General features: G+C 38.1%; 32 protein-coding genes. 1 reads left to right on the top strand and 31 read right to left on the bottom strand.

From position 1 onward, the window contains the following. Positions 1-82: 82 nt before the first annotated feature. From Q0O89_RS04465 to Q0O89_RS04365, 21 genes are all read right to left on the bottom strand, one after another. Entirely contained in the window at positions 83-313 is a 231-nt protein-coding gene (locus tag Q0O89_RS04465; RefSeq protein WP_273316953.1) for a hypothetical protein, read from the bottom strand. A gap of 17 nt (positions 314-330) precedes the next feature. Beyond that, positions 331-1,047 (bottom strand): hypothetical protein, encoded by a 717-nt coding sequence (locus tag Q0O89_RS04460; protein WP_273316951.1) that lies wholly within the window; start codon positions 1,045-1,047, stop codon positions 331-333. A 7-nt stretch (positions 1,048-1,054) separates the two neighbouring features. Then, complete coding sequence (locus Q0O89_RS04455; protein WP_273316948.1) at positions 1,055-1,759, bottom strand: hypothetical protein; 705 nt, start codon at positions 1,757-1,759, stop codon at positions 1,055-1,057. After that, entirely contained in the window at positions 1,760-2,965 is a 1,206-nt protein-coding gene (locus tag Q0O89_RS04450; RefSeq protein ID WP_273316945.1) for a DarT ssDNA thymidine ADP-ribosyltransferase family protein, read from the bottom strand. Positions 2,966-3,191: 226 nt separating this feature from the next. Continuing rightward, entirely contained in the window at positions 3,192-3,449 is a 258-nt protein-coding gene (gene rpsQ, locus Q0O89_RS04445) for a 30S ribosomal protein S17 (protein ID WP_115636991.1), read from the bottom strand. Continuing rightward, the gene (rpmC, locus tag Q0O89_RS04440) at positions 3,449-3,640 is read right to left on the bottom strand and encodes a 50S ribosomal protein L29 (RefSeq protein ID WP_135708943.1); all 192 of its coding nucleotides are present in this window, start codon (positions 3,638-3,640) and stop codon (positions 3,449-3,451) included. Before rpmC ends, rpsQ begins: the two co-directional genes overlap by 1 nt. Beyond that, positions 3,640-4,050: a 50S ribosomal protein L16 gene (gene rplP, locus Q0O89_RS04435; RefSeq protein WP_100289144.1), complete on the bottom strand. Its 411-nt coding sequence runs from the start codon at positions 4,048-4,050 to the stop codon at positions 3,640-3,642. Before rplP ends, rpmC begins: the two co-directional genes overlap by 1 nt. A gap of 13 nt (positions 4,051-4,063) precedes the next feature. Beyond that, complete coding sequence (rpsC, locus tag Q0O89_RS04430; RefSeq protein WP_135708944.1) at positions 4,064-4,771, bottom strand: 30S ribosomal protein S3; 708 nt, start codon at positions 4,769-4,771, stop codon at positions 4,064-4,066. A 20-nt stretch (positions 4,772-4,791) separates the two neighbouring features. Further along, positions 4,792-5,124, bottom strand: coding sequence for a 50S ribosomal protein L22 (gene rplV / locus Q0O89_RS04425; RefSeq protein WP_005754962.1), 333 nt, complete (start codon positions 5,122-5,124; stop codon positions 4,792-4,794). 11 nt (positions 5,125-5,135) lie between these two features. Continuing rightward, positions 5,136-5,411: a 30S ribosomal protein S19 gene (gene rpsS, locus Q0O89_RS04420; RefSeq protein WP_005539416.1), complete on the bottom strand. Its 276-nt coding sequence runs from the start codon at positions 5,409-5,411 to the stop codon at positions 5,136-5,138. 24 nt (positions 5,412-5,435) lie between these two features. Beyond that, positions 5,436-6,257 carry a 50S ribosomal protein L2 gene (gene rplB, locus Q0O89_RS04415; RefSeq protein WP_115636987.1) on the bottom strand — a complete coding sequence of 274 codons (822 nt, stop codon included), beginning with the start codon at positions 6,255-6,257 and terminating at the stop codon, positions 5,436-5,438. Between the two features lie 20 nt (positions 6,258-6,277). Beyond that, positions 6,278-6,580, bottom strand: coding sequence for a 50S ribosomal protein L23 (gene rplW / locus Q0O89_RS04410; RefSeq protein WP_174221922.1), 303 nt, complete (start codon positions 6,578-6,580; stop codon positions 6,278-6,280). Beyond that, on the bottom strand, positions 6,580-7,182 hold the full coding sequence (rplD, locus tag Q0O89_RS04405) for a 50S ribosomal protein L4 (protein ID WP_135708945.1): 603 nt from the start codon (positions 7,180-7,182) through the stop codon (positions 6,580-6,582). Before rplD ends, rplW begins: the two co-directional genes overlap by 1 nt. 15 nt (positions 7,183-7,197) lie before the next feature. Next, on the bottom strand, positions 7,198-7,824 hold the full coding sequence (gene rplC, locus Q0O89_RS04400) for a 50S ribosomal protein L3 (protein WP_135708946.1): 627 nt from the start codon (positions 7,822-7,824) through the stop codon (positions 7,198-7,200). A gap of 16 nt (positions 7,825-7,840) precedes the next feature. Next, a complete protein-coding gene (gene rpsJ / locus Q0O89_RS04395; protein WP_001181005.1) occupies positions 7,841-8,152 on the bottom strand; it encodes a 30S ribosomal protein S10 in 312 nt (103 codons plus the stop codon). 262 nt (positions 8,153-8,414) lie between these two features. Continuing rightward, complete coding sequence (locus tag Q0O89_RS04390) at positions 8,415-8,930, bottom strand: MltR family transcriptional regulator (RefSeq protein ID WP_293730481.1); 516 nt, start codon at positions 8,928-8,930, stop codon at positions 8,415-8,417. 74 nt (positions 8,931-9,004) lie between these two features. Beyond that, positions 9,005-10,150: a mannitol-1-phosphate 5-dehydrogenase gene (locus Q0O89_RS04385; RefSeq protein ID WP_293730479.1), complete on the bottom strand. Its 1,146-nt coding sequence runs from the start codon at positions 10,148-10,150 to the stop codon at positions 9,005-9,007. A gap of 52 nt (positions 10,151-10,202) precedes the next feature. After that, positions 10,203-12,077 carry a PTS mannitol transporter subunit IICBA gene (locus Q0O89_RS04380; protein WP_135708949.1) on the bottom strand — a complete coding sequence of 625 codons (1,875 nt, stop codon included), beginning with the start codon at positions 12,075-12,077 and terminating at the stop codon, positions 10,203-10,205. 439 nt (positions 12,078-12,516) lie between these two features. After that, positions 12,517-13,560, bottom strand: coding sequence for an L-asparaginase 2 (gene ansB, locus Q0O89_RS04375; RefSeq protein ID WP_293730478.1), 1,044 nt, complete (start codon positions 13,558-13,560; stop codon positions 12,517-12,519). Between the two features lie 177 nt (positions 13,561-13,737). Further along, entirely contained in the window at positions 13,738-14,052 is a 315-nt protein-coding gene (locus tag Q0O89_RS04370) for a helix-turn-helix domain-containing protein (RefSeq protein ID WP_273391974.1), read from the bottom strand. A gap of 7 nt (positions 14,053-14,059) precedes the next feature. Next, positions 14,060-14,395, bottom strand: a complete 336-nt coding sequence (locus tag Q0O89_RS04365) for a type II toxin-antitoxin system RelE/ParE family toxin (protein WP_293730477.1) — start codon at positions 14,393-14,395, stop codon at positions 14,060-14,062. Between the two features lie 192 nt (positions 14,396-14,587). Between Q0O89_RS04365 and dusA the strand changes: the two genes are divergently transcribed. Beyond that, entirely contained in the window at positions 14,588-15,571 is a 984-nt protein-coding gene (gene dusA, locus Q0O89_RS04360; protein WP_293730476.1) for a tRNA dihydrouridine(20/20a) synthase DusA, read from the top strand. A 33-nt stretch (positions 15,572-15,604) separates the two neighbouring features. Here dusA and Q0O89_RS04355 read toward each other — a convergent pair whose 3' ends face one another. From Q0O89_RS04355 to Q0O89_RS04310, 10 genes are all read right to left on the bottom strand, one after another. After that, positions 15,605-16,075: a low molecular weight protein-tyrosine-phosphatase gene (locus Q0O89_RS04355; protein ID WP_293730475.1), complete on the bottom strand. Its 471-nt coding sequence runs from the start codon at positions 16,073-16,075 to the stop codon at positions 15,605-15,607. Positions 16,076-16,144: 69 nt separating this feature from the next. Continuing rightward, complete coding sequence (gene tkt / locus Q0O89_RS04350; RefSeq protein WP_135711023.1) at positions 16,145-18,151, bottom strand: transketolase; 2,007 nt, start codon at positions 18,149-18,151, stop codon at positions 16,145-16,147. A gap of 93 nt (positions 18,152-18,244) precedes the next feature. After that, the gene (tpiA, locus tag Q0O89_RS04345; RefSeq protein WP_293730474.1) at positions 18,245-19,348 is read right to left on the bottom strand and encodes a triose-phosphate isomerase; all 1,104 of its coding nucleotides are present in this window, start codon (positions 19,346-19,348) and stop codon (positions 18,245-18,247) included. A 3-nt stretch (positions 19,349-19,351) separates the two neighbouring features. Beyond that, a complete protein-coding gene (locus Q0O89_RS04340) occupies positions 19,352-20,029 on the bottom strand; it encodes a cyclase family protein (RefSeq protein ID WP_293730473.1) in 678 nt (225 codons plus the stop codon). A 10-nt stretch (positions 20,030-20,039) separates the two neighbouring features. Beyond that, the gene (locus Q0O89_RS04335; protein WP_293730472.1) at positions 20,040-21,332 is read right to left on the bottom strand and encodes a TRAP transporter large permease; all 1,293 of its coding nucleotides are present in this window, start codon (positions 21,330-21,332) and stop codon (positions 20,040-20,042) included. Next, positions 21,332-21,808: a TRAP transporter small permease gene (locus Q0O89_RS04330; RefSeq protein WP_273315959.1), complete on the bottom strand. Its 477-nt coding sequence runs from the start codon at positions 21,806-21,808 to the stop codon at positions 21,332-21,334. Before Q0O89_RS04330 ends, Q0O89_RS04335 begins: the two co-directional genes overlap by 1 nt. A 77-nt stretch (positions 21,809-21,885) precedes the next feature. Continuing rightward, positions 21,886-22,866 (bottom strand): TRAP transporter substrate-binding protein, encoded by a 981-nt coding sequence (locus Q0O89_RS04325; protein ID WP_293730471.1) that lies wholly within the window; start codon positions 22,864-22,866, stop codon positions 21,886-21,888. Positions 22,867-22,916: 50 nt separating this feature from the next. After that, positions 22,917-23,369 (bottom strand): ribose 5-phosphate isomerase B, encoded by a 453-nt coding sequence (gene rpiB / locus Q0O89_RS04320; protein WP_293730470.1) that lies wholly within the window; start codon positions 23,367-23,369, stop codon positions 22,917-22,919. 253 nt (positions 23,370-23,622) lie between these two features. After that, positions 23,623-24,579 (bottom strand): sugar-binding transcriptional regulator, encoded by a 957-nt coding sequence (locus tag Q0O89_RS04315; protein WP_276986071.1) that lies wholly within the window; start codon positions 24,577-24,579, stop codon positions 23,623-23,625. A gap of 21 nt (positions 24,580-24,600) precedes the next feature. Next, a complete protein-coding gene (locus Q0O89_RS04310) occupies positions 24,601-25,437 on the bottom strand; it encodes a TIM barrel protein (protein WP_276986073.1) in 837 nt (278 codons plus the stop codon). Positions 25,438-25,447: the final 10 nt, after the last annotated feature.

Genomic DNA, 25,447 nt, shown 5'->3' with positions numbered 1-25,447 from the left:
ATCTGCACCTTAATTAGTTGGTTGTTTAGTCCAACTTTTGGGGTGCAGATCATTTTTAACCGCACTTTTTTCATTCGAACTATTAACCTAACCCACGAGTGACATTTTTACCGATTTGCAATGTGTTCATCACTTTAGACTTTCTCAAAGCTTGCACATCCGTATTCACCGCATATAACTCAACATTATGCTCATTTTCTGATTCGGCTAAATAATCCTGAATATGATCCACTGCATTACAGCCACCGCCGCCAACACCAATGACCTTAATAACAGGTTTGGTGTCATTGTCTTTAGAAACTGGTTCGAACATTTTTTCTCCTTACTAAGTTACATGTAATATTCAAAAACGGTATTAACAATCGCTAATCTTAGCGGTCCCATTTCATCAAAATTAAGTTTACCACCTGAACAAGCAATAATGGAACCCCACACTTGATTATTTAAGTAGTCAGAAATAACCGCTGTTTCTCCATTCTCCCAATCATCTTGATAATTGATTGATAAATTTATTAGCGATGACTGACGATATAAATTCATAACTTCGTCATTACCATAATTACGAATACAATATAATTCATAAGAAATAAAACGATCTAAACTATATTGTTCATCTCTACTTGTTTCTAAGATATTTCGCTTAATATCATATGCCACTAAATAAGCCAAATTACCTAGTTGTCTCCCTAAAGTATATTGAGTTACAGCCAATTGAAAAAACTCCAATTGTTCTGGAATAGTTAATACCCTTTCGCCAGTTAAACCAATAACTTGTGCACTAATAACAGCCTTTTGATGACCCAATTGATCAGCTAAGGCAAAATATTTTCTCGCTAAATTGTATTTAGGAGTAAACTGACCTGCACCATCCAAATAAATTAAACCTAAATTATATGCCGCAGATGGGTGCTGATTGCAGACTTTTTCAAATAATGAAATTGCTTTTCTAATATCTCCACGAGCAAGAGCCGTAACACCATCATTATAAACTAATTTTACTGACTCTTCTTGATATGAAAATATGTTACTAAATAGTTTCTTGAACATAAAACCTCTAAAATAAACTAGCTTGCGAATTTTTATCTTCTCGTTTTGTATATAACGAAAATTCAGTCGAAAAGTTAATAGGATCGGCAATAAACTCCTTGATGGATTCATTCTCATATAATGAAACACATAATGCTAATGTTCTCGCCTGACAACTAAATGATCTTTCTGGGTTAAATTCAATATCACTAAAGGCATCAAATTTACTCTCAAAAAAACGTTCTCTTAATTCAAGATTTCTGTCTGAAAATAGTACATTCACATATAACCAATCATAAAAAAGGCTTTTAGGCTCTAATGGATAATCCTTATTATTAAATGTGAAAGTGACTAGATTACCGCTATTACGTAAACGCTCATCTTTTTTGGCTTCTCGTGGCGTTACTGTTAATAAATCTCGAAATGGTCCGCCATTCTCAAAAACCTTACTACTTTGAAATAAATTTTCTACAGGATAGCCTTTAATATTTTTCAAGAAAAATGCGCTCAACTGAATACCAATGTCCTGCTCTGATTTACTTGACGCTTCTAATATCTTCTCAAAACCTTGTTTTTGTGCTTCTTGATGCAAACTTTTTATGGAACGCTTGCGTACTTCTGCACTCATTCCCATATGCCAATCAAATTCAATGTTTTGTTCTATTACGCCTATTGAATCTCGATTTGGAATAAAAATAGGACGTGTTGTTCTTCCAATAGTTTTCTTTTTCATTTAAATAAAGATATAGATAAGAATTAATATTACTAATAAGATAGCACAACCAGTGTTATCACTTTTGCTATGATCTTCTGAATAGGTATTTTTTATAGATTTTTCTTCTATTTTTGCTTTTAACTCTTGAGTTTTTCTTTCTATCTCAGGCTCTACTTCTTCATAATTCTTTCCATATTTTTCACTGATTCTTCGCAATTTTTCTTTGCTCTCAAGTTTTCGTTCTTTTGCTTCGGCAAGTTGTCTTTTCATGCTTTCTTCAGTAGCCCAATATTCCTGAGCTTGGCGAATTTCCTTATTTAATTGTTTTTCCCCTTTCTCAGCAGTTTCTAATGTGCTAGATAATATATTAGAAATAGTTTTAAATGTAGAGTATGTTCTTTTTTCAAATTCTTTAGACTCAATATTCTCCGTTGGAATATTCTCTTTTTTACTAGAAAACTCAGACTTTCTTCTAGTTTCATTTTCTTGAGAGCTTTTTTCTTTATTATTCTCTGAATTAGCTTTAATCCCTGAAGATTGCTCCCAATTTCCCAAATTAAACGTAAAATCTAAACATTTTGCTAAAATACCATCATGATCTAAAGGAATATCATGTTCAATAATCTGTAAAATATAATGCGGTTCAATTACCTCTAAACATTGCACTTCTGCTTGATCTGAAGTTGTTTCGCAATCTTTTAAGTCTTTATTCCACGAACGATCAATGTGCTGTGGAGCACATCCCGATTTTTGATATGTTACTACTTCGTCAAATAATTTTTCTAATGCAGTTTCACCAGTAAAATAGCTAGACTCCATATTACGATAGCAGGCAGTTGCCGCATTATGTGGATAAAATAAACAGTGTTTTTTATATAGAATAGCAGGATCAATTAATAGCAGACATAAATCCAAGCCTTGCTCTTGTTTTTTCTTAAACATCCAACTATTTGGTTTCGTAATCGATAGGCATATAGCATTCGGGTGCTGATCATAACGTGATCGATCAGTAATAAAACTATTCTCTGGTAATAAATTACGAGGAACCAAGCCAAATTTCTTAATGTTTTCAAGATTCTGACGTCGCGTAAAATGACATAGCCATCTAATTCTTCTTTTGTCTATAACTTGACTAATTAAAAGCTGTTCAGAATCTAATACATTATTCCAATCTAAATCAATAGACTGAACAAGAGATGGCTTTATAACTGATTTGAAAGACATACATTTTAATCTAATTTATTTTCAGGACATGTTTTAGTTGTTATGTCAATAACAACTAAAAGAAGTATACTTCTTGGAAATTAGATTAAAAAATAAGCTATCATCTAAATGATAAAAGGATAAATTAAATGATAAAAAAGTGCGGTTAAATTTATAACCGTTTTAGAATGATAAAATACAAAAAACCCTAGCATTGCTGCTAGGGCTTTATATTTAGCTGTAGAGATTAAGCAACAGTTGCTTTTTCTACTACACGAACTAAAGTCCAAGATTTAGTTTTTGAAACAGGACGACATTCCTTGATTTCAACTACATCACCTTGTTTAGCTTCGTTGTTCTCATCGTGAACGTGTAATTTAGTTGTACGACGGATAAATTTACCTAAAAGTGGGTGTTTCACTTTACGCTCGATAGCGATTGTGAAAGATTTATCCATTTTGTCGCTAATTACACGACCTTGAACAGTACGAATTTTATCAGTCATTACTCACCCGCCTTTTGATTTAATACAGTTTTTACTCGTGCAATATTACGGCGCACTTGTTTTAACTGGTGGGTTTGTTGAAGCTGACCGGTGGCTGCTTGCATACGCAATTTGAATTGCTCACCTAAAAGGTTTGCTAACTCAGCATTCAGCTCTTCAACATTTTTGTTACGTAGTTCTTGAGCTTTCATTACATCACCGTCTTAGTTACGAACGTTGTTTTAATCGGAAGTTTCGCCGCCGCTAATGCGAATGCATTACGTGCGATTTCTTCTGAAACTCCGTCCATTTCATAAAGTACTTTACCTGGTTGGATAAGTGCTACCCAGTATTCCACGTTACCTTTACCTTTACCCATACGAACTTCTAATGGTTTTTCAGTAATTGGTTTGTCCGGGAATACACGAATCCAGATTTTACCTTGACGTTTAACTGCACGAGTCATCGCACGGCGAGCCGCTTCGATTTGGCGAGCTGTTAAACGACCGCGACCAACCGCTTTTAAGCCGAATGTACCGAAGCTAACTTCTGTACCACCGGCGATACCACGGTTACGTCCTTTGTGGACTTTACGGAATTTTGTACGTTTTGGTTGCAACATCTAGCAGTTCTCCTTACTTACGACCTTTGCCGCGTGGTGCCTTTTTAGGCGCAGCCGGTTGTTGTTCTGGTTGTTGTGCAATTGCAGCCATTCCACCGAGAATTTCACCTTTGAAGATCCATACTTTAATACCGATTACACCGTATGTTGTATGTGCTTCTGCAGTGTTATAGTCGATGTCCGCACGTAACGTATGTAATGGAACGCGACCTTCACGATACCATTCAGAACGTGCAATCTCTGCACCACCTAAACGACCGCTCACTTCAACTTTGATACCTTTCGCACCAAGTTTCATCGCGCTTTGTACTGCACGTTTCATTGCACGGCGGAACATCACACGACGTTCTAATTGTGAAGCGATGCTATCTGCAACTAATTTTGCATCTAATTCAGGTTTTTTCACTTCAGCGATATTGATTTGTGCCGGAACGCCTGCGATTTTCGCGACTGCGTTGCGTAATTTTTCAACATCTTCGCCTTTTTTACCGATAACGATACCCGGGCGCGCTGTGTGGATTGTAACGCGAATGCTTTTAGCCGGACGTTCAATAGTGATACGTGAAACTGAAGCGTTCGCTAATTCTTTATTCAAGAATTTACGTACTTTGAAATCGCCGTCAAGATTATCAGCGAAATCTTGTGTATTCGCAAACCATGTAGAGCTCCAAGGCTTAACAATACCAAGGCGAATACCATGTGGATGGACTTTTTGACCCATTTTCTGTTATTCCTCTACGATTAACGATCTGACACAACCACTGTGATGTGGCTTGTACGTTTTAAAATGCGATCTGCACGACCTTTAGCACGTGGCATAACACGTTTCATGCTAGGACCTTCATCAACGAAAATCTTAGCGACTTTAAGATCATCGATATCTGCACCGTCATTGTGCTCTGCGTTAGCAATAGCTGACTCTAATACTTTCTTAACTAAAGCTGCTGCTTTTTTGTTTGTAAACGTTAAGATTTCTAAAGCTGCCGCTACTTTTTTACCACGGATTAAATCCGCAACTAAGCGAGCTTTTTGAGCTGAAGTGCGAGCGTAACGATGTTTAGCGATTGTTTCCATCTATTTACCTCTTACTTCTTAGCTTTCTTATCCGCAGCGTGACCGCGGTATGTACGAGTCGGTGCAAATTCACCTAATTTATGTCCGATCATTTCGTCTGAAACATAAACTGGAACGTGCTGACGACCATTATGGACTGCGATGGTCAAACCAATCATTGATGGAATGATCATTGAACGACGGGACCAAGTTTTAATTGGCTTTTTATCCCCGCTTTCCACCGCCTTCTCTACCTTCTTCAACAAGTGTAGGTCAAGGAAAGGACCTTTCTTGAGAGAACGTGGCATGGCTAATCCTCTTAATTAAATCTATTATTTGCCACGACGACGTACGATGTATTTATCAGTACGTTTGTTGTGACGAGTTTTCTTACCTTTAGTTTGAACGCCCCAAGGAGTTACCGGGTGTTTACCAAAGTTACGACCTTCACCACCACCGTGCGGGTGATCAACCGGGTTCATTGCTGTACCACGAACTGTAGGACGGATACCTCTCCAACGGCTTGCACCGGCTTTACCTAGTACACGCAACATGTGTTCAGAGTTACCTACTTCACCGATAGTAGCAACACACTCAGCTAATACTTTACGCATTTCGCCTGAACGTAAACGTAAAGTTACATAGTTACCTTCACGAGCAATGATTTGTACATACGCACCGGCAGAACGCGCGATTTGACCGCCTTTACCTGGTTTTAATTCAACGTTATGTACAGTCGAACCAACTGGGATGTTACGCATTGGTAAAGAGTTACCAACTTTAATTGGCGAGTTTGCACCAGCTTGGATTTGATCGCCTACAGACAGACCTTTAGGTGCTAAGATATAACGGCGTTCACCATCTTTATAAAGCACTAAAGCGATATTTGCAGAACGATTTGGATCATATTCAAGACGCTCAACAACCGCTGGGATATCTAACTTGTTACGTTTGAAATCGATTAAACGGTAATGTTGTTTATGACCACCACCGATATGACGAGTAGTGATACGTCCTAAATTATTACGACCACCAGTTTTAGATTTAGTATCTAATAATGGTGCGTAAGGTTTGCCCTTGTGTAATTCAGGGTTCACGATTTTAACAACGTGACGACGACCAGCGGAGGTCGGCTTACATTTAACGATAGCCATAATTCTTTATTCCTCCGTAATTACTCTGCCGCACCTTCAACGAAGTCAAGTGATTGACCTTCTTGAAGAGTAACATAAGCTTTTTTCCAGTCACTGCGGCGACCCATTTTATTACCGCGGCGTTTGGTTTTACCTTTAACAACAACTGTACGAACTGAATCTACTTTCACTTCAAAAAGTTGTTCAACTGCGTTAGCAATTTCAACTTTATTTGCATCTAATGCAACTTTGAATACGATAGTATTTGAGCTCTCTGCGTTGTTAGTTGCTTTCTCAGAGATATGTGGTGCTTTAAGCACTTTTAGCAAACGTTCTTGTTGAATCACGCTAACATCTCCTCAATTTGTTTCACTGCATCAACAGTAACAACCACTTTATCGAAAGCGATTAAGCTTACCGGGTCGATACCTTGCACATCACGTACATCAACTTTGTATAAGTTACGTGCTGCTAAGAATAGATTTTCATCTAAGCTTGCAGTGATGATAAGAGCGTCATTTAACGCCATATCTTTTAATTTTTGTGCTAATACTTTAGTTTTTGGTGCGTCAATTTCGAATTTCTCAACAACCACTAAACGGTCTTGACGAACTAATTCAGAAAGAATGCTTTTGATTGCACCACGGTACATTTTTTTGTTTACTTTTTGGCTGTGATCTTGTGGTTTCGCAGCAAAAGTAACACCACCCGAACGCCAGATTGGTGATTTGATATCACCGGAACGCGCGCGGCCTGTACCTTTTTGACGCCAAGGTTTTTTACCTGAACCAGACACTTCAGCACGAGTTTTTTGTGCGCGTGAACCTTGACGAGCACCTGCTGCGTATGCAACAACTACTTGGTGGATTAACGCTTCGTTAAACTCACGTCCGAAGGTAGTTTCAGAAACAGTTAGTGCGTTTGCACCTACAACTTGTAATTCCATCTCTATCTCCTAGACTTATGCTTTAACTGCTGGTTTCACGATAACATCACTATTAGTTGCGCCCGGAACGGCACCTTTAACTAATAATAATTTACGCTCAGCATCTACACGAACAACTTCAAGTGATTGAACAGTTACACGCTCAGCACCTAAGTGTCCAGCCATTTTTTTGCCTTTAAACACACGACCTGGAGTTTGGTTTTGACCAATAGAACCAAGTACACGGTGTGATAAAGAGTTACCGTGAGTAGCATCTTGAGTACGGAAGTTCCAACGTTTAACACCACCTTGGAAACCTTTACCTTTAGACGTACCGGTAACATCAACTTTTTTAACATCTGTAAAGATGTCAACATTAATTTCTTGACCTAAAGTGAATTCTTCACCTTCAGTACGAAATTCCCATAAACCGCGACCAGCTTCAACACCTGCTTTCACGAAATGACCTGCTTCAGGCTTAGTTACACGACTTGCTTTTTTTGAGCCAGTTGTAACTTGAACTGCAGTATAGCCATCGTTTTCAAGAGTTTTAACTTGAGTTACGCGGTTGGCTTCGATTTCGATAACGGTAACTGGAATTGACACGCCGTCTTCAGTGAAAACGCGGGTCATACCAACTTTACGACCGACTAAACCAATCATTGTAATAACCTCTTAATTAACCTAGGCTGATCTGCACGTCAACGCCGGCAGCCAAATCTAAACGCATTAATGCATCAACAGTTTTTTCTGTTGGCTCAACGATATCAACTAAACGTTTGTGAGTACGAATTTCATATTGGTCACGCGCGTCTTTGTTAACGTGTGGTGAAATCAATACAGTAAAACGTTCTTTACGAGTTGGTAAAGGAATTGGGCCACGAACTTGTGCACCAGTACGTTTAGCTGTTTCTACGATCTCCGCAGTAGATTGATCGATCAAGCGATGATCAAATGCTTTTAAGCGGATACGGATTCTTTGGTTCTGCATTAGACCAGAGCTCCAATAAAAATTTAGCTATAAAAAAACTGACACCATCACCTTTAACTTCTTAAATAAAGGGAAGTGCAGCAGACCTATGTAGTTCCCAAATCGGAAACATTTTATCTATTACATATCGTAATAGTGCGTTTAATAAATGATTACATTAAACGGCTTTCGTATTGAAAGCTTGTGAATTATACTCATCTCGGCATAAATTGCAAGCTTTTATCGTAAAAATTTGGCTAAAAATAACCGCACTTTTTGCTGTTTACAGCGGACTTTCAATCGCCAACTGACGATAAATCTCAGTAATCGTCAAAATTAAACAAGAACGCACTAAATTTTCTTTACGTTGCTGTTTCATTTTACCCACTAATGTCGAAAGATCCGCTACCGTTTCTTCTGTCGGCAACAATGCTTTATCTTTAAAAGATTGTAGCTCGTGCGTAAAACTCAAAATCAGTTCATCGGCAAAATAATGCTCATCCACATCATTGTTAAGCTGTTCTTTTAATTGCAAAAATGCCGTAATATCTTCAAAGATGTCTTGAGAAATAACGCCTAACCCCAGCAACACTTTTAACCGAATACTCAAGGCTGCCAAAGGACCGGAGGTTTCAAACAAGCTGTCCACCACAGACTTCACCGCAAAATCATTTTTGCGAAACACTTTATTGATCAGGCAATCCACCGCTTCATCAAACAATGCCACCGCTGCCGTCACAAAACCACGGATTGACGCTGCATCGTTGAGTTTTTCGTAAATAAGATCATCTGATAGCACAATAAAATCCTTTGAAAAAATGAAGATAAAGCGCGGTCAAAATCTCTTATATTTTTAACCGCGCTTTTTATTAGTTACGCATTATATGCCGCGGCAATACGCTCAATCACCGCATTATCTTGTAATTCCGTGTATTTTCTCACCGTTTCTACCACACCATTATCCGCCAAGGATTGTGCCAGTTCAAGCGCCTGCGGATCATTGTCGTTACGATATTTTAATGCCGTTGCAATGGCGCGCACTAAATTATCATTTGGCAGCCCATATTCCAAGGTTCCGCGTAATGGCTTAATCAAACGATCGTTATAGCTTAATTTGCGTAATGGTTCACGCCCCACACGATCCACATCATCCACCAAATACGGATTAGCAAAACGTTTTAAGATCTTCTCGATATAAGCGGCATGTGCTTGTGGATCAAAACCATAACGTTTGATCAACACAGCGCCACTTTCTTGCATCACCGACTTCACAAAAGCTTTCACATCCGCATCTTCAATACTCTCTTTGACGAACTGATAACCTTTTGATTTTCCATAATAAGAAGTCACTGCATGACCTGTATTTAAGGTAAATAATTTACGCTCAACAAAAGCCATTAAGTTATCCGTTTGCTCCATCCCTTTAATTGCGGGAATGTCCCCTTTAAACTGGGTTTTATCCACAATCCATTCGCTAAATTCTTCCACTGTCACCAATAAAGGATCGTTTTCATCAGGTTGCACAGGCGGCACAATACGGTCAACGGCACTATCCACAAAGCCAATTAAAGCATCAACTTGCTCTTTGATAGCCGGGTTTAAATGGGTGAAAACCTGCTCTTTTAAGAAAGTCGTGCCGCGCACCATATTTTCACAGGCAATAATATTTAAGGGTTTGGTATTGCCACTTGCCAAACGTGCTTCTAAGGCTTTTGCAACGGTGCCGGCAATAATTTTTAATACGTTTGGACCAACCGCCGTTGTCACCAAATCCACTTCATTAAATAACGCAATAATCGCTGCTTCATCTTTGGAATTGACGCCCGTGACATTGTTTACTTGCTCAACGGTATTCACACTGTCGCCGACAATTTTCACGCCATAAGTGCGGTTCGTTTTGAGCAAGTTTATAACGCTATCGTTCACATCGGCAAAAATGACTTCTACGTTACTGTCCGCTAATAATTTTCCAATAAAGCCACGACCGATATTACCCGCGCCGAAATGTAATGCTTTCATTTAAATCTTCTCCGAAATTATGCGTAGGGCAAATTACATTTGCCCCAACATATTATGCTTTTAACAACTCAAGTACTTTATTCACATCATTGGTTGACGTGAGCAATTCAATCGCTTCTTCGCTGTCTAATGCGTTTGTAATCGCTGATACGACTTGGATATGCTCATTGTTGCGTGCCGCAATACCAATCACCAATTTCGCTACGCCGTCTTCATCATCGGTAAAACGTACACCGGCCGGATATTGGCAAACGACTACACCGGTTTTAAGCACCGCATCTTTGGCTTCAATGGTACCGTGTGGCACAGCGACCCCTTCGCCAAGGTAAGTCGAAACCAATTTTTCACGCTCAAACATGGCATCCACATAGCTTGGTTGCACAAAACCGGCTTTAACAAGTTGCTCACCGGCAAAGCGAATGGCATCAAATTTATCTGTTGCTTCTAAGCCCAAGAAGATTTGCTCAGGTTTTAAGCTAAAGGTTGTGCCATTGACCGAAATTTCATCCGCTTTGGCTTCTGTCGCAGGGGCTTTTTCATCAAAATTCGCTTTTAAATCATTCACTAAACTGTCATAGAATTTGTTATCTAAGAAGTTTGTTAATGATAAATGCATGGCGTTTGGTACTTGTTTTTTCGCACGTAAGGTTAAGTCTTGATGGGTAATCACTAAACGCGCATCTTCAGGTAAATCGTTGATCGCACAGTTTGCTACTTCAATTGGTAAACCTGCATCTTTCACTTTTTTACGCAACATACTTGCGCCCATTGCGCTTGAACCCATACCCGCATCACAAGAAACGAAGATTTTTTTCAAGCCGTTGTAATCGGTCACTTGTTGTTGGCTCGCACCGCCTTTCATCGCTTTTGATGCTGCTTGTGCTTCTTCTAATTTACCGGCATCTTCTTCTTTTTGTAATTTCACAAAGAATGAAGCAATCACAAAAGACACCGCGGTTGCCGCAATAACAGAGAGAATCACACCCATGAAAGACGCTTTTGGCGTCATCGCTAACACCGCAATGATTGAACCTGGTGAAGCGGGTGCCTGTAAACCGGCATTGAATAACACTAATGTGAATACGCCTGTCGCACCACCTGCAATCACCGCAAGGATTAAGCGCGGGTTCATTAACACATAAGGGAAATAAATTTCGTGGATACCACCGAAGAAGTGGATAATCGCTGCACCGCCTGATGTTTGTTTAGCTGAACCTTTACCGAATAACATATAGGCTAACAACACACCTAAACCCGGGCCTGGGTTCGCTTCAATTAAGAAGAAGACAGATTGACCAAATTCTTGTGCTTGTTGGATACCTAACGGCGAGAAAATACCGTGGTTAATGGCGTTATTTAAGAATAGGATTTTCGCAGGTTCCACGAAGATTGACGTTAACGGCAATAAGCCTGCGTTCACTAAGACATCCACACCGGCCGCTAACCAGCTAGAAATCACTTTCACTGCCGGTCCCACAACCCAGAAGAACAAAATGGCTAAAATCATCCCAATGATACCTGATGAGAAGTTATTCACTAACATCTCAAAACCACTTTTGATTTTGCCATCTGCCCATTTGTCAAAATGTTTGATTGCCCAACCGCCAGTCGGACCTGCAATCATTGCGCCTAGGAACATTGGAATATCCGTTCCCACAATCACACCTGCAGTGGTAATCGCGCCCACAACCGCACCGCGATCGCCGCCCACTAATTTACCACCGGTATAACCAATTAAAAGGGGTAATAAATACGTAATCATCGGCCCAACGAGTTTTGCCAATTGCTCATTCGGCAACCAACCTGTTGGAATAAAAAGCGCGGTGATAAAACCCCACGCAATAAATGCACCGATATTCGGCATCACCATATTTGATAGGAAACGTCCAAAACTTTGGATTTTCACTTTAGCACTTGCTGATAACATTTGATTTCTCCAATAAATAAGAAAACGGATTTTTGATGTGCTGAAAATAGCATAAGGAAAATCAAAGCCGAAATTGTTTTGATGAGATCTGTGATCCTGATCACAAAATATTTTTTGGTCTCTTTTTTAAAAATGTGACGAAGATCACAGTTTTAAATGATTAGCGAAAATTTTGTGATCTACATCACAAAAAAGCGCGGTGAAAAAACATTATTTTTCTACCGCGCTTTATACCAATGACATACCCTATACGAGCCGTATAGGGTTACTTAATCTGAGCCGCTCTGCGGCTCTTCCTTTCAGCCCCAGCGGGGCTGGGTTTAACGAACCTAGCACGGCTCGTGCTAGGTTATTGCTCAAATATGAACTTTATCGGCAATCTGAAGCACAGTGAAAAAGATATTGTTTTTACACCGCGCTTTAACCCACTTAACCCAAATTAAAGTTCATCAAAATATTGTTGAATCACTTTCACTTCTTTGGTTTGTGTTAAGGCTAATTGCAATAAAACTCGCGCTTTTTGTGGATTTAACGTTCCTGCCGCCACAAAGCCGTATTTGCTATCATCCACTTCCGCATCACGCGTGGTATAACCTGTTGGAACACGTGATGAACGCACCACTGCAACGCCGTCTTTCGCCGCTTTTTCAAGCAATTCAAGGTTTGCCGCGTTCATATTACCATTACCCACGCCCGCAACCACAATACCTTGATAACCTGCGTCTAATAAGGCTTTTAACGGCTCAGTCGGCATATTGGAATACGCATAAATGATGCCCACTTTTGGCAAGCTTTCTAATTTATCCGCATTAAAGGGGGAATTAACGGTATGCTTACTTTCCGGTGAACGAACGTAAGTGACTTTGCTGTTATGAATAAAGCCAAGTGGGCCAAAGTTTGGTGCTTCAAAGGTTTGAACCGCTGTTGTACTGGTTTTCGTCACATCGCGCGCACCCAAAACTTCATCATTCATTGCCACAACAACACCACGTTTTCCGGTTTTCTTATCAGTCGCCACCACCACCGAATTATATAAATTCAACGGACCGTCCGCACTTTTCTCTGTAGCAGGACGCATTGCTCCAACCAACACCACCGGTTTTTCACATTTAGTGGTTAAATCTAAGAAATAAGCGGTTTCTTCCATGGTATCCGTGCCGTGGGTAATCACAAAACCATCGGTGTCTGCACATTGTTTGTTAATGGCTTTTGCCAACTTCAACCATACCTCGTCCGACATATCTTGCGAACCGATTTTCACAATTTGCTCGCCTTTCACATCCGCCAAGTTTTTAATCTCAGGCACCGCATTAATCAACGCATCTACATTCAGCTGCCCCGCTTTATAAGCAGAACTCACCGCGGTTTCACCACTGCCCGCAATCGTCCCACCGGTTGCTAACACGGTAATTTTCGGTAATTCAGCCGCTTGTGCTGTGCCCAATACCAAGCCTAATAAAGTTGCTAATAAGCATTTTTTCATAGGTCATCTCCTATAAGTAAAGTTAAAAAAGAATGGCGCAAGCATTACATCTTTATGTGAAATTTTCAATATACAATTATTTAGGATTGTCCCCAAAATTTTCTAATTTGAACAAATAAAAAACCTACAACGAAATGCGTTATAGGCTTAGCTTTTTATTTAATTTATCCTGTTAGATCACAAACTCGCGACTACTTCAAAAAGTTTAGGTTCTCTACGCGCCATTCGTAATAACATTAAACTATGCGGATTTGGCAGCGTTCGTCCTTGTTCCCAGTTTTGTAAGGTTCTCACACTCATTCTTAATCGTTTTGCTAACTCTGATTGTGAAAGATGCAATTCATCACGAATTGAACGTACTTCATCGCCTGTTTTTTCTAATTGTTCAGGGCGAGAAAGGGTATAACTCGGTAATTCAATTTCTCCTTTCATATGCTGTTCTATTTCAGATAAACCTGTCATTAAGTCTTCAAAAAGTGTTGTGTCTGTCATACGCCACCTATTCCAGTTTTTTTAATCTATCGATAACTTGTACCAATAATGCGCGTTGTTCATGATTAATATCAGTTTGTTTATCTTTACCATAAGCGGTAACAAAATAAATCCTAGATTTTGTTTGTGCATAATAGTAAATCACCCTTGCACCACCACGTTTGCCCTTATGGCGAGAAGAGTCCGCCAATCTCAATTTTCTCAAGCCACTTAATCCCTGTATTACATCACCTTTCTCTGGAAACGCTAACAATATATTTTGTAACTGACGATATTCATCATCACTTAAATGTACTTTTCGATATTTTTCAAAAGGCGATAATTCAATAAAAGTAAGCTTCATGTTGATAAACTCTCATGCTCAAATAATATATCATACGCTTTAAACGTATAACAAGATGCTATTTCATCTAAATTAAAGTCTAACTTAAACAAATTTTTCGTCATCAACAAAAGCAAAATTTTGGAATAGAGTTCACAAAATGCCGGCTAATTTCGGTATAATCCCCAAAATTTCTAATTAAACAAGCTAAAAATGAATCCAAATCAACCGCACTTTTATCGTGGGCGTTTTTCTGTGGCACCAATGCTGGACTGGACAACGCGCCACTGTCGTTATTTTCACCGTCAATTTTCACAGCATGCCTTGCTTTATACCGAGATGGTCACCAGTCAGGCGATTATTCACGCAAAATATGACCATTTGGCTTTTGATCCGGCAGAAAACCCTGTGGCAATTCAACTTGGGGGAAGCGATCCTGAACAACTTCGCCATTGCGCCAAACTGGCTGAAGAACGTGGTTATGTGGAAATCAATTTAAACGTAGGTTGTCCGTCAGACCGCGTGCAAAATGGTATGTTTGGTGCCTGCTTAATGGCAAAGGCAGATTTAGTGGCAGATTGTGTTTCGGCGATGCAAAGTGCGGTGAAAATTCCTGTTACAGTGAAAACGCGTATCGGTATTGATGAATTAGACAGCTACGAATTTCTGTGCGATTTTGTGGAAAAGGTGAAAAATACAGGCTGTCGTGAACTCATTGTGCACGCAAGAAAAGCATGGCTTTCTGGGTTAAGCCCTAAAGAAAACCGCGAAATTCCGCCCCTTGATTATGAACGGGTGTATCAACTGAAACGTGATTTTCCCGACTTATTCATTAGCATTAACGGCGGCATTAAAACCGTTGAAGAAATGAAAGCGCATTTACACCATGTTGACGGCGTAATGGTTGGGCGCGAAGCGTATCAAAACCCCTCGTTGTTAGGGGTTATTGATAATGCGTTGTTTGATGAAAATGCCCCCATTATCACCGCGCGTCAGGCGGTAGAAAAAATGCTGCCTTATATTGAACAGCAATTAAGCCAAGGGGTGTATCTCAACCATATCACGCGCCATATGCTCGGCACATTCCAAAACTGCAAAGGCGCCCGCCAATGGCGGCGTTACTTAAGCGAAAATGCCCACAAACCAGGTGCAGGCATTGACGTGGTAGAAACGGCATTAGGTTTTGTGGAAGCATAATGCCTTGGGACAGGGATTATCTCTGTCCTAATATTAGATTTTATGCTCTTGCCTGATTTTCGCTAACAACGCATCACAACACACATCTAACAACTGATAAGTTTCATCAAATCGGTGGGTGTACCATGGATCAGGAATATGATCATAAGGCAAATCAGGGCAAAGGCTCGCAATCGCAAAGATCTTATCGCGTTTTCCAAATAAGCGTTCCAAATCACGCAAATTATGATTGTCCATTGCCACGATATAATCAAAAATCTCCACGTCTTTTGACCGCACTTTGCGGCTCACAAAATCATTGCTATAAATCTTCAGTCGATCTAAGACATCTGCCGTACCGCAATGCATACCATCGCCATCATTTTCCCCTGATGTCCCTGCACTATCCGTTTCAATCCGCTCGCTCAAGCCAACTTTCGCAATTTTGTCGCGCATTAAATATTCCGCCATAGGCGAACGGCAAATGTTCCCCAAACAAACGAACAATATTTTGATTTTCTTCATTTTCTTTCCTCACGTTCAATACAAAAGGGACAGGCATCAAGCCTGTCCCAAGGAAAAGTGCGATAAAATTTATAAAATTTCTTTCGCTTTTGCCACCACATTTTCTACGGTAAAGCCGAACAATTTGAATAATTGATCCGCAGGCGCAGATTCACCAAATGTGTTCATGCCTACAATGCGGCCTTCAAGACCCACATATTTGTACCAGAAGTCTGAAATTTGTGCTTCAATCGCCACGCGTTTTGTCACATTGCTTGGCAATACGCTTTCACGATATGCCGCATCTTGTTTATCAAAACGGTTCGTGCTTGGCATTGAAACCACGCGAACTTTCACGCCTTCTGCATCCAATACTTCTGCAGCTTTAATCGCAAGTTCCACTTCAGAACCTGTTGCAATCAGAATTAAATCAGGGCAATTTCCTTTTTCACAACATTCACGCACAATGTAACCACCACGTTTTACATTGTCCAATTGCGCTGAAGTGCGGCCTAATTGTGGCAAGTTTTGACGTGTGAAAATCAATGCCGATGGACCCTCTTTACGTTCCACCGCTTGTTGCCATGCAATGGCCGATTCCACTTGGTCTGCCGGACGCCATGTTTCCAAATTAGGAATTAAACGCAACGCCGCAGTTTGTTCTACCGGTTGGTGAGTCGGACCATCTTCGCCTAAACCAATTGAATCATGAGTGTACACAAACAATGAACGTTGTTTCATTAACGCCGCCATACGCACTGCGTTGTGTGCATATTCATAGAACATTAAGAAAGTCGCACCGTAAGGAATGAAACCGCCGTGTAACGCAATACCATTCATAATCGCGGACATACCAAATTCACGGACACCATAGTTGATGTAGTTACCGTCTTGGTTTTCTTTGGCGCGAATTGGGCGCGAACCCGACCATAGGGTTAAGTTTGAACCCGCTAAATCCGCTGAACCGCCTAAGAATTCAGGCAAGATATGCGCATAGGCTTCAATGGCATTTTGTGACGCTTTACGGCTTGCAATTGACGCTGGATTTGCTTGTAATTTTTCAATAAAGGCTTGGCTTTCTTGCGCCCAGTTTGCAGGTAATTCACCTGCGACACGGCGTTTAAATTCTGCGGCTAATTCAGGATAGGCTTGCTCATAAGCTGCAAATTTCTCATTCCAGGCTGCTTCTGCTTTAGCACCGGCTGCTTTTGCATCCCAAGCCGCATAAATATCCGCTGGAATTTCAAATGGCGCATAATCCCAGTTTAATGCTTTACGGGTTAAGGCAATTTCTTCATCCCCTAATGGCGCACCGTGGCTGTCGTGTGAATTCGCTTTATTTGGCGAACCATAACCAATAATGGTTTTACAAATAATCAAAGTCGGTTTATCTGTTTCCGCTTGGGCTTTTTTCACCGCATCTGCGATTTGCGCTGCATTGTGACCATCCACCGCATCAATAACTTGCCAACCATAAGCCTCAAAACGTTGTTTTGTGTTATCCGTAAACCAACCATCTACGTGACCATCAATAGAAATATTATTGTCATCATAGAACGCAATTAATTTACCCAAACCCAGCGTACCCGCTAATGAACAAGCTTCGTGGGAAATCCCTTCCATCAAACAGCCATCACCTAAGAACACATAGGTGTGGTGATTTACAATATCGTGACCGTCACGGTTAAATTGTGCAGCTAAGGTTTTTTCCGCAATCGCCATCCCAACAGCATTGGTAATCCCTTGCCCTAATGGACCTGTTGTAGTTTCCACACCCGGCGCATAACCATATTCAGGGTGCCCCGGGGTTTTAGAATGAAGTTGACGGAAATTTTTCAAATCTTCGATAGAAAGATCATAGCCTGTTAAATGAAGCAAGCTATAAATCAACATAGAACCATGCCCGTTAGAAAGTACAAAACGGTCGCGATCCGCCCATTTCGGATTAGTCGGGTTATGTTTCATAAAACCACGCCAAAGCACCTCAGCAATATCCGCCATCCCCATCGGCGCCCCCGGATGCCCGGATTTTGCTTTTTGCACAGCATCCATACTTAAAAAACGAATTGCATTTGCAAGTTGTTTTTGATCTGTCATTTAATACTCCTGTGTTCTAATAACCTGTTTGTGTAACTCGAACATTGTACCTGATTTTTGATAAAAAAGTTGTGCTCTAGTTCACAAAAGAGACTAATTATTATGGCTGGACTTATTTGATATCAAGTTTAGCATTTCTTCATAAACCTTTTCCACAATTCCAACACCAAAGATAATTTGATATTGATTACCTGCCACGGTAAAAACACCTTTAGATTTATCTATCTTATCAATGCCTATTTTGTCCACTTTAATAGGATCATATGGCACAACACGAATACGCGTAGCACAATGTGTTAAAGCAGCAATATTTTCCACTCCACCAAGCTTTGATAACAAATCACGAGCAATACCAGTATATTCATTGACTGAAAAACTTTCAGAGCCGGTTCGCGATCTTATTATCTTCTTTTGTTCAGCAGTCTTTAATGCATCAAAGATTAATGTAGAAAATGCTTTTGCATTCCAAGCACTTCTACCAGTGAACAAACCATCAATGTTCGGCTTCTCAATCAAAGTATTAGCATTGTTAGGATTCACACTTCCACCATAAAGCACAGGAATTTTTTTACTATCCTCACCAAACAATTCAAATAGACACTGTTTAATTACTGCATGTTTATTATCAGCATATTCTGCACTAGCTGGTGTACCGCCTGTGCCAATAGCCCAAACAGGTTCATACGCAATCCATAAGTTATCTAATTGCATAAGCTCGACACCGTGAAGAGCAATTTTTAACTGTGTACGTAAAATTTCATCAGAAATATCATAATTCTTTTGTTCTGCTGTTTCACCAATACAGAGTAATGTTATAAACCCATGCTTTAATGAAGATAAGACTTTTGCATTTTCTTCTTCATCTGTTTCTCTAAAAATATGGCGTCGCTCTGAATGACCAATCATAACAAGTCGAATTCCTAACTCTTTTAACATTAATGGGGAAATATCGCCAGTAAACTGTCCGTTATCATTGGGATTCATATTTTGTGCGCCAATTATTATTGACGAATGCTTTAAATTAATTGTCTCTACAGCATCCTTTAATGAGGTAAATGATGGAATTACAAATATTTCTGCATTATAACTTTTTTGTAATGACTGAGATAAATCAGATAACTCTGAAAGATAATTAATAACATCAGCATTACCTTTGTACATTTTTAAATTTGTTCCAAAATAAATCTTCTTCGCCATAACTTAATCCTTATTTCTGATCAATACTCGACAAGGTGCCCCATCTGTATTTTCAATCGCGATAGGAATCATTAAAGCATCAATAATAGGGGTTGTAATTGCTTGAGTATTACAAAGGTACTCAACAAGCGTTACACCCTTTAATAATAAATGCTGATGAGTAACATGTTTACTTAAAGGTTTTTCTACTTTACCTGTAAGCCATCCACGAATTGGATAATCTTGTGGAAAATCAAAAGCAATAATGTCGAGATTTTTCTCTGCAAGAAACTCTGCACCTTGAGTAGAAATATAAGGTGAACGCCCCCAAAATTCTTTTGAATTATAGCTATAATGAGTATCCCAAGCTGTTCGAAAAATTATTTTTCTAATATTTGGATAGTTTGGCCAAATACGAGCTAAAACACGATCATTTATTTCATAGTTATCATAAACCTCATTGGCCAAATCTAACACATAGAATTCACCTATATAAGTTTCGATAGGGATATCTAATATATTATAGGCATCTTTTCGAATATGACTTAATGCATCCATATGCGTAAATGCATGGCAGGATGTTTGTAACTGAGTAGCTTCGAATAAATCACCTTCATCAAAATTACCTTTCTTTTCAACCGCACTTTTCCAACGTATATGATTAGCTGAAATCGGCATCGATAAATCAATCCATTGGTTCATAGTTCATCTCCTATTGAAAAAATAATTCCGGCAAAAATGTGCTAAATTCTGGCACTAAAATTAGAAGGAATAATAATCCAAATAATGAAATTAAAAATGGAATACTTGCTTTTAGTACTTTCATTGGTTCGCATTCTGCAATATTAGCTGATAAGAATATGAGATAACCTACTGGAGGTGTAACCAATCCTATCATTAGGTTTAAAATAATCACTAAACCGAAATGAATGGGATTAATTCCAAACTGATTTACTATCGGCATAAATACAGGTACTAAAATAGTTAATGCGGCGGTTGGATCCATTACCATGCCAATAAATAATACAATAAAATTAATAAGTAATAAGGCTTCCAATGGATTATCACATACTTGAGATACCCACATAGCAACTTGATGACTAATTTGCAAGCGAGCAATCATCCATGCAAATATTGATGATGCACCTACAATAAGCATCACAGTAATTGTACCTTTTAATGATGAAATAAAAGCTTTTTTCAAGCGTTCAAAGCTAAGCTCTTTGTAAATAAATGTACCAACCAAATAAGCATAAACAACAGAAACAGCTCCTGCTTCAGTTGCAGTAAATATGCCTGAAATAATACCGTACAAGATAATTATCGGGCAAAGCAAAGCCCAAACAGCATCTTTGCCACTTGCTTTTACTTCATTCCAATTAAATGGTACTGACTGATTACCATATTTGTAGATTTTGCTAAGAACAAAAGTAACTAAAATAAGAACCAATGCAATCATTAAACCAGGAATAATTCCTGACATAAACATTTTTCCAACTGATACACCTGCACCAGCTAAAGCCGCAAATACAATCATTGGCACGCTAGGAGGGATAATTGGACCAATAATAGATGATGATTGTGTTAAAGCTGCAGAAAATGGTGCTGAATAATTTGATTTTTTCATTTCAGGAATAAGCGAACTTCCTATTGCTGCGGTAGAAGCAACGGCAGAACCACTAATTGAACCAAAAAATAAACTAGAAAAGATATTAATATAAGCAAGCGACCCTTTCCATTGACCAATTAAAGATGTTACGAAACGAATAATCCTAGTCGTAATTCCTCCAACACTCATTAATTCGCCTGCAAGAAAAAAGAAAGCCAGTGCTTGTAAAGCATTAGTATCAAGCCCTTGCATGACTTGTTGTGCAACGATAGTAACTGGAATATAAGGTAAGAAGAAAAATAATGTTACAATAGACGCAAAAATAATACTATAGAATAACGGCAAGCCTAATACGGTTAATGTAAACATCACACCCAGTAATACAATAAATGACATTATAAATCTCCTACTTTTTTTGTTCTAATTAATGATATTGATGCAAGTAAAACTCTAATTACCTCAAGAGAAAGGCATACAATAAACGGAACATAAACCCAAGAAATTGAGATTTTGAATGCTGAATAATAGCTATTTAAGGTCATACCATAGAGTTTTATTCCTCCATTTATTAAAATAAATAAACTTACTAACATAACAACATAAAGAAGAGATGATAATAACCAACCGTATTTAAAGCGTTCAAATATCATTATTCTCAACATAGGTACTTGAATTTGGGCTGTTGTCAAAATACCAAATAAGATCATCCACGTATAACAGAATCTCAAAAACTCTTCTGCCCAAGGAAATGATGTATTAATAACATATCTCGTTATTACTTGTACAAATGTCATAACGACAATGACAAGGAAAAAGAGACACCCTAACGACAAAAACGTTTTATTAATAAATTTCTCGTATTGTTCAATCATGATGTCTATCTCCATTAATTATGACTATATAGCATTATTTATAATTAGGAATTGTAAATTTCCTAAACATCTATAACCTATTTAGTTTCAGTTACTTTATTAATTAACTCATATCCAAACTTTTTCGCGTAGTTGTCCCACGCTTTTTTGGCACCTTCTTGGAAAGTTGATATATTAGGGTTAGTTTCTACCTCCATCCCTTGCTCTTTTAATTTTCCTAAATATACTTTATTTTCTTCAATATTCAGTTTTTTCTCTAGTTCAGCACCTTCACGTGCAGCTCGTAATAAAATCTCTTGATCTTCTTTATTCATATAATTAAATCGATCCAAATTCATTGCCATCGGTGCTGCAGTATAAGCATGGTGAGTCAAAGATAGATATTTCTGCACTTCTTGTAAGTTATTATTGTAGATGTGATGAACTGGATTCTCTTGTCCATCAATTACACCTGTTTTTAACGAGAAATATACTTCATTAAATGGCATTGGTGTCGGATTTGCTCCCCACTCTTTAAACGCAACAATGTGGGCTGGATTTGGTGTTGTACGTAATTTCAATCCACTTAAATCTTTCATAGATTGAATTTGTTTTTTACTATTTGTAAGATCACGAAAACCAATTTCATAGAATGCCAAGCCTTTCAAGCCTGATTTTTCTAAACTTTTTAACAAATTTTTACCAACCTCTCCCATTAGTACTTTTTCAACATGCGTCTCATCTCTAAATAAAAACGGTAGATCTAATAAATTCAACTCTTCTGCAAAAGTTGTATAATAAGGGTTACCAACAACTACAATATCAATCGTACCCATACGTACTCCATCTATTTGTGTGCCAGATGGTCCCAATTCACTATTAGGATGTAATTTGATACTAATACGTCCATTTGATAATTCACTGACTCGTTTTGCCATATATTCAGTTGCTTTAGTAACTGTATCACTTGGAGAGCCATAGTGGCTTAAAGCTAATACATGCTCACCAGCAGCAAATACAGAACTGGAGAATAATGTCGCCAATAAAATTGTCGCAGAATAAATATTTAATTTTTTCATAACCTATCCTCTCTTTATAACTAAACTTATTTAATCATAAAATATAGAAATTAACGTTTATTATACTTAGCATCAATTTCTTTCATTTTAGCTAATTTAGGTGTAGAACCCCCACCCGCAAAATCACATCCTAACCAAACTTTTAATAATGATTTTGCCAGTTCAACACCAATTACTCGCTCACCAAAACAAATAATTTGTGCGTCATTACTTTTTCTAGAACGTTCAGCTGAAAATAAGTCATGGCATACTGCAGCACGAACTCCAGGAACTTTATTTGCTGTGATACAAACACCGATACCTGTTCCGCAAGTTAGAATTGCCCTATCATATTTACCATCTGCTACAGCTAACGCAACCTTCTCTGCTACTTCAGGGTAGAGTGTTTTATCTCCTGCACCTGCTCCAAAATCATCAACTTCATAACCTAAACTTTCTAAATATTTAATTAACTCAAGTTTTAAGTTATAAGCTGCATCATCACATCCAATTGCAAGTTTCATAGTTTTACTCCTCATTAAGTTTATAACTATTCCATAACCAGTTATGGCAAATTTAGTTTGCCAAACCAATATGAAAACACATTTCTTACATCATCTAAATTAATATAATTCAACGCAAACTTGATAAAACTACTAATGCCATCTTATATATTTTAGGATTTATTAATAGAAATTATTTTTACTGCATTTAACTTCTACCCCATTTAAGCTATTCTCAGATCCTAAAAATAGATGATTACTATTTTCTATAAAATCAGACTTTTACTAAATTTAATACTGTATTAATATTGCTTGCACTCGTGGCAATAACATCAATAATTCCTGTTCTTAATGCTCCAAGAATAGCAATTGCTTTTGTGCTCTCAGAAGCAATTCCAATTACACAAGGAATTTTTCTTAGATCATCGAGACTTAAGCCAATCACACGATTACTCATAGCAGTATCAATAATCTCACCGTTAAGATTAAAAAAGCCATAACCTGCGATTTCACCAACAACACCTTGATTATTTCTTGCATCACTAACTTCTTTTGATGTAAACCAACCAAGCTGAACCATATAGCTTTGCTCATTCATATCACCAATACCAACTAGCGCAATATCTGCCCGACGAGCTCTATCTAAGGTTTCTTTAATAACATTATTCTGCATAAATAATTTGCAAGATTCCCTACTTTCTAAATATGCTGGAGCATATAAAGTTTCATTAGAACCATTAAAACGTCGTGCTAGATTTCTACATATATTATCCGCATCAACGGGCTCACCTATACGTTTTACGCCACCAATACCGCAAATAAAATTACATTTTTTTTCAGGAGAAATTCCTACGTGCTCTCCTACTGCAGCGACATTACGCCCCTGACCTACCGCAATCGTCATACCGTCCTTTAGCGTATTGATTAAGAAATTATTTACTAATACCGCAACTTGTTTGCGCTGCTCTATTTCACTATGCTCATCAATTGCAATTAATGCTCGTTGAATACCAAATTGTTCAATCAATTTATTTTCCAATTGGGATGTAAAAATTGGATGATATTTAACATTAATTTCAACAATTCCCTCTTTTCTTGCTTTTTTAAGTAATCGACCAACCTTAATACGGGAAATATGAAATTTATTTGCAATCTCTTCTTGGGTTAATTCATGTTCATAATAAGCTATAGCAATTTCAGTCAACAATTCAGCATCTTTATATTCAGTCATAACAAATTTACCTTATTTACATTACAGATTTTCAATATATTCTCGAGAAATAATCAGCGTTCTCTCAATTTCATCTAAATCCACAATCTTCTCTGATTTTCTGGGAGTTGAATCTAGATCTCGATACATACGCAATGGAATCTCAAAGCTAAATGGAATATCAAGTTCTTTTAATCTAGGAATAATGGTTGCATAATCAATCATTCCTTTTCCCTGAACTGGAATAAATAAAAACTTATCATCAACAATATCTACATCCTTAACATGAAAATACTGACAATACGGTATTGATTTTAAAGATTGAGATACAACATCTATTTCCTTATTAAGAGTAACCATATTTCCAGGATCGAAATTCAATGCATAAAATTCTTTTTCAAGATTACTTAAGAGAGCAATACCATCCTCTACTGTGACAAATGCATTGTAGTTATAGTCTCCACCATTTTCTAAACATAGAATGGTATCATTCTCTTTTAGAAGAGGGCATAAAGATATTAAATTCTTTAATAATTTTTCTTTTTTATCAGATTTTGTTGTACAAACATTAATATATTTCGCACCAATTTTATGAGCAAAAATCAATCTTTCCTCAAAGATATCTACTAATCCATCTGTAGCAAGATCCATGGTACAACCTAGCGCTAGGGTCGAAAGCCCATATTTCTCTTTTAATGCGTTTATATAAGTAGCATTTTGGTCACTAAATATAGAAGAACTTAAATTACTGATATACCCTTGGTTATAGGCTAATTCAAAGAATTTAAAACCGCACTTTTTAATTGAATTAAAGACCACATCCATATCGTATCCATCATAAATAGAAGTATTAACCGCGAGTCTCAAAGAATTAGCCATAATTTATCCT

Source organism: uncultured Actinobacillus sp., from assembly GCF_945915845.1.
Taxonomy (GTDB): domain Bacteria; phylum Pseudomonadota; class Gammaproteobacteria; order Enterobacterales; family Pasteurellaceae; genus Exercitatus.
Note: the sequence above shows the minus strand (reverse complement) of the source record. Positions and strands in the feature narration are given on the sequence as shown.

Coding starts and splice junctions, on each gene's coding strand:
- ansB (WP_293730478.1), bottom strand. CDS start 13,560: ATGAAAAAATGCTTATTAGCAACTTTATTAGGCTTGGTATTGGGCACA.
- Q0O89_RS04380 (WP_135708949.1), bottom strand. CDS start 12,077: ATGTTATCAGCAAGTGCTAAAGTGAAAATCCAAAGTTTTGGACGTTTC.
- Q0O89_RS04340 (WP_293730473.1), bottom strand. CDS start 20,029: ATGAACCAATGGATTGATTTATCGATGCCGATTTCAGCTAATCATATA.
- Q0O89_RS04330 (WP_273315959.1), bottom strand. CDS start 21,808: ATGATTGAACAATACGAGAAATTTATTAATAAAACGTTTTTGTCGTTA.
- Q0O89_RS04450 (WP_273316945.1), bottom strand. CDS start 2,965: ATGTCTTTCAAATCAGTTATAAAGCCATCTCTTGTTCAGTCTATTGAT.
- dusA (WP_293730476.1), top strand. CDS start 14,588: ATGAATCCAAATCAACCGCACTTTTATCGTGGGCGTTTTTCTGTGGCA.
- rplP (WP_100289144.1), bottom strand. CDS start 4,050: ATGTTGCAACCAAAACGTACAAAATTCCGTAAAGTCCACAAAGGACGT.
- Q0O89_RS04385 (WP_293730479.1), bottom strand. CDS start 10,150: ATGAAAGCATTACATTTCGGCGCGGGTAATATCGGTCGTGGCTTTATT.
- Q0O89_RS04335 (WP_293730472.1), bottom strand. CDS start 21,332: ATGTCATTTATTGTATTACTGGGTGTGATGTTTACATTAACCGTATTA.
- tpiA (WP_293730474.1), bottom strand. CDS start 19,348: ATGGCGAAGAAGATTTATTTTGGAACAAATTTAAAAATGTACAAAGGT.
- rpiB (WP_293730470.1), bottom strand. CDS start 23,369: ATGAAACTTGCAATTGGATGTGATGATGCAGCTTATAACTTAAAACTT.
- Q0O89_RS04460 (WP_273316951.1), bottom strand. CDS start 1,047: ATGTTCAAGAAACTATTTAGTAACATATTTTCATATCAAGAAGAGTCA.
- Q0O89_RS04325 (WP_293730471.1), bottom strand. CDS start 22,866: ATGAAAAAATTAAATATTTATTCTGCGACAATTTTATTGGCGACATTA.
- rplB (WP_115636987.1), bottom strand. CDS start 6,257: ATGGCTATCGTTAAATGTAAGCCGACCTCCGCTGGTCGTCGTCACGTT.
- Q0O89_RS04370 (WP_273391974.1), bottom strand. CDS start 14,052: ATGACAGACACAACACTTTTTGAAGACTTAATGACAGGTTTATCTGAA.
- Q0O89_RS04465 (WP_273316953.1), bottom strand. CDS start 313: ATGTTCGAACCAGTTTCTAAAGACAATGACACCAAACCTGTTATTAAG.
- rpsJ (WP_001181005.1), bottom strand. CDS start 8,152: ATGCAGAACCAAAGAATCCGTATCCGCTTAAAAGCATTTGATCATCGC.
- rplC (WP_135708946.1), bottom strand. CDS start 7,824: ATGATTGGTTTAGTCGGTCGTAAAGTTGGTATGACCCGCGTTTTCACT.
- rplV (WP_005754962.1), bottom strand. CDS start 5,124: ATGGAAACAATCGCTAAACATCGTTACGCTCGCACTTCAGCTCAAAAA.
- rpsS (WP_005539416.1), bottom strand. CDS start 5,411: ATGCCACGTTCTCTCAAGAAAGGTCCTTTCCTTGACCTACACTTGTTG.
- Q0O89_RS04315 (WP_276986071.1), bottom strand. CDS start 24,579: ATGACTGAATATAAAGATGCTGAATTGTTGACTGAAATTGCTATAGCT.
- tkt (WP_135711023.1), bottom strand. CDS start 18,151: ATGACAGATCAAAAACAACTTGCAAATGCAATTCGTTTTTTAAGTATG.
- rplD (WP_135708945.1), bottom strand. CDS start 7,182: ATGGAATTACAAGTTGTAGGTGCAAACGCACTAACTGTTTCTGAAACT.
- Q0O89_RS04365 (WP_293730477.1), bottom strand. CDS start 14,395: ATGAAGCTTACTTTTATTGAATTATCGCCTTTTGAAAAATATCGAAAA.
- Q0O89_RS04355 (WP_293730475.1), bottom strand. CDS start 16,075: ATGAAGAAAATCAAAATATTGTTCGTTTGTTTGGGGAACATTTGCCGT.
- rpmC (WP_135708943.1), bottom strand. CDS start 3,640: ATGAAAGCTCAAGAACTACGTAACAAAAATGTTGAAGAGCTGAATGCT.
- rpsC (WP_135708944.1), bottom strand. CDS start 4,771: ATGGGTCAAAAAGTCCATCCACATGGTATTCGCCTTGGTATTGTTAAG.
- rpsQ (WP_115636991.1), bottom strand. CDS start 3,449: ATGACTGATAAAATTCGTACTGTTCAAGGTCGTGTAATTAGCGACAAA.
- Q0O89_RS04455 (WP_273316948.1), bottom strand. CDS start 1,759: ATGAAAAAGAAAACTATTGGAAGAACAACACGTCCTATTTTTATTCCA.
- Q0O89_RS04310 (WP_276986073.1), bottom strand. CDS start 25,437: ATGGCTAATTCTTTGAGACTCGCGGTTAATACTTCTATTTATGATGGA.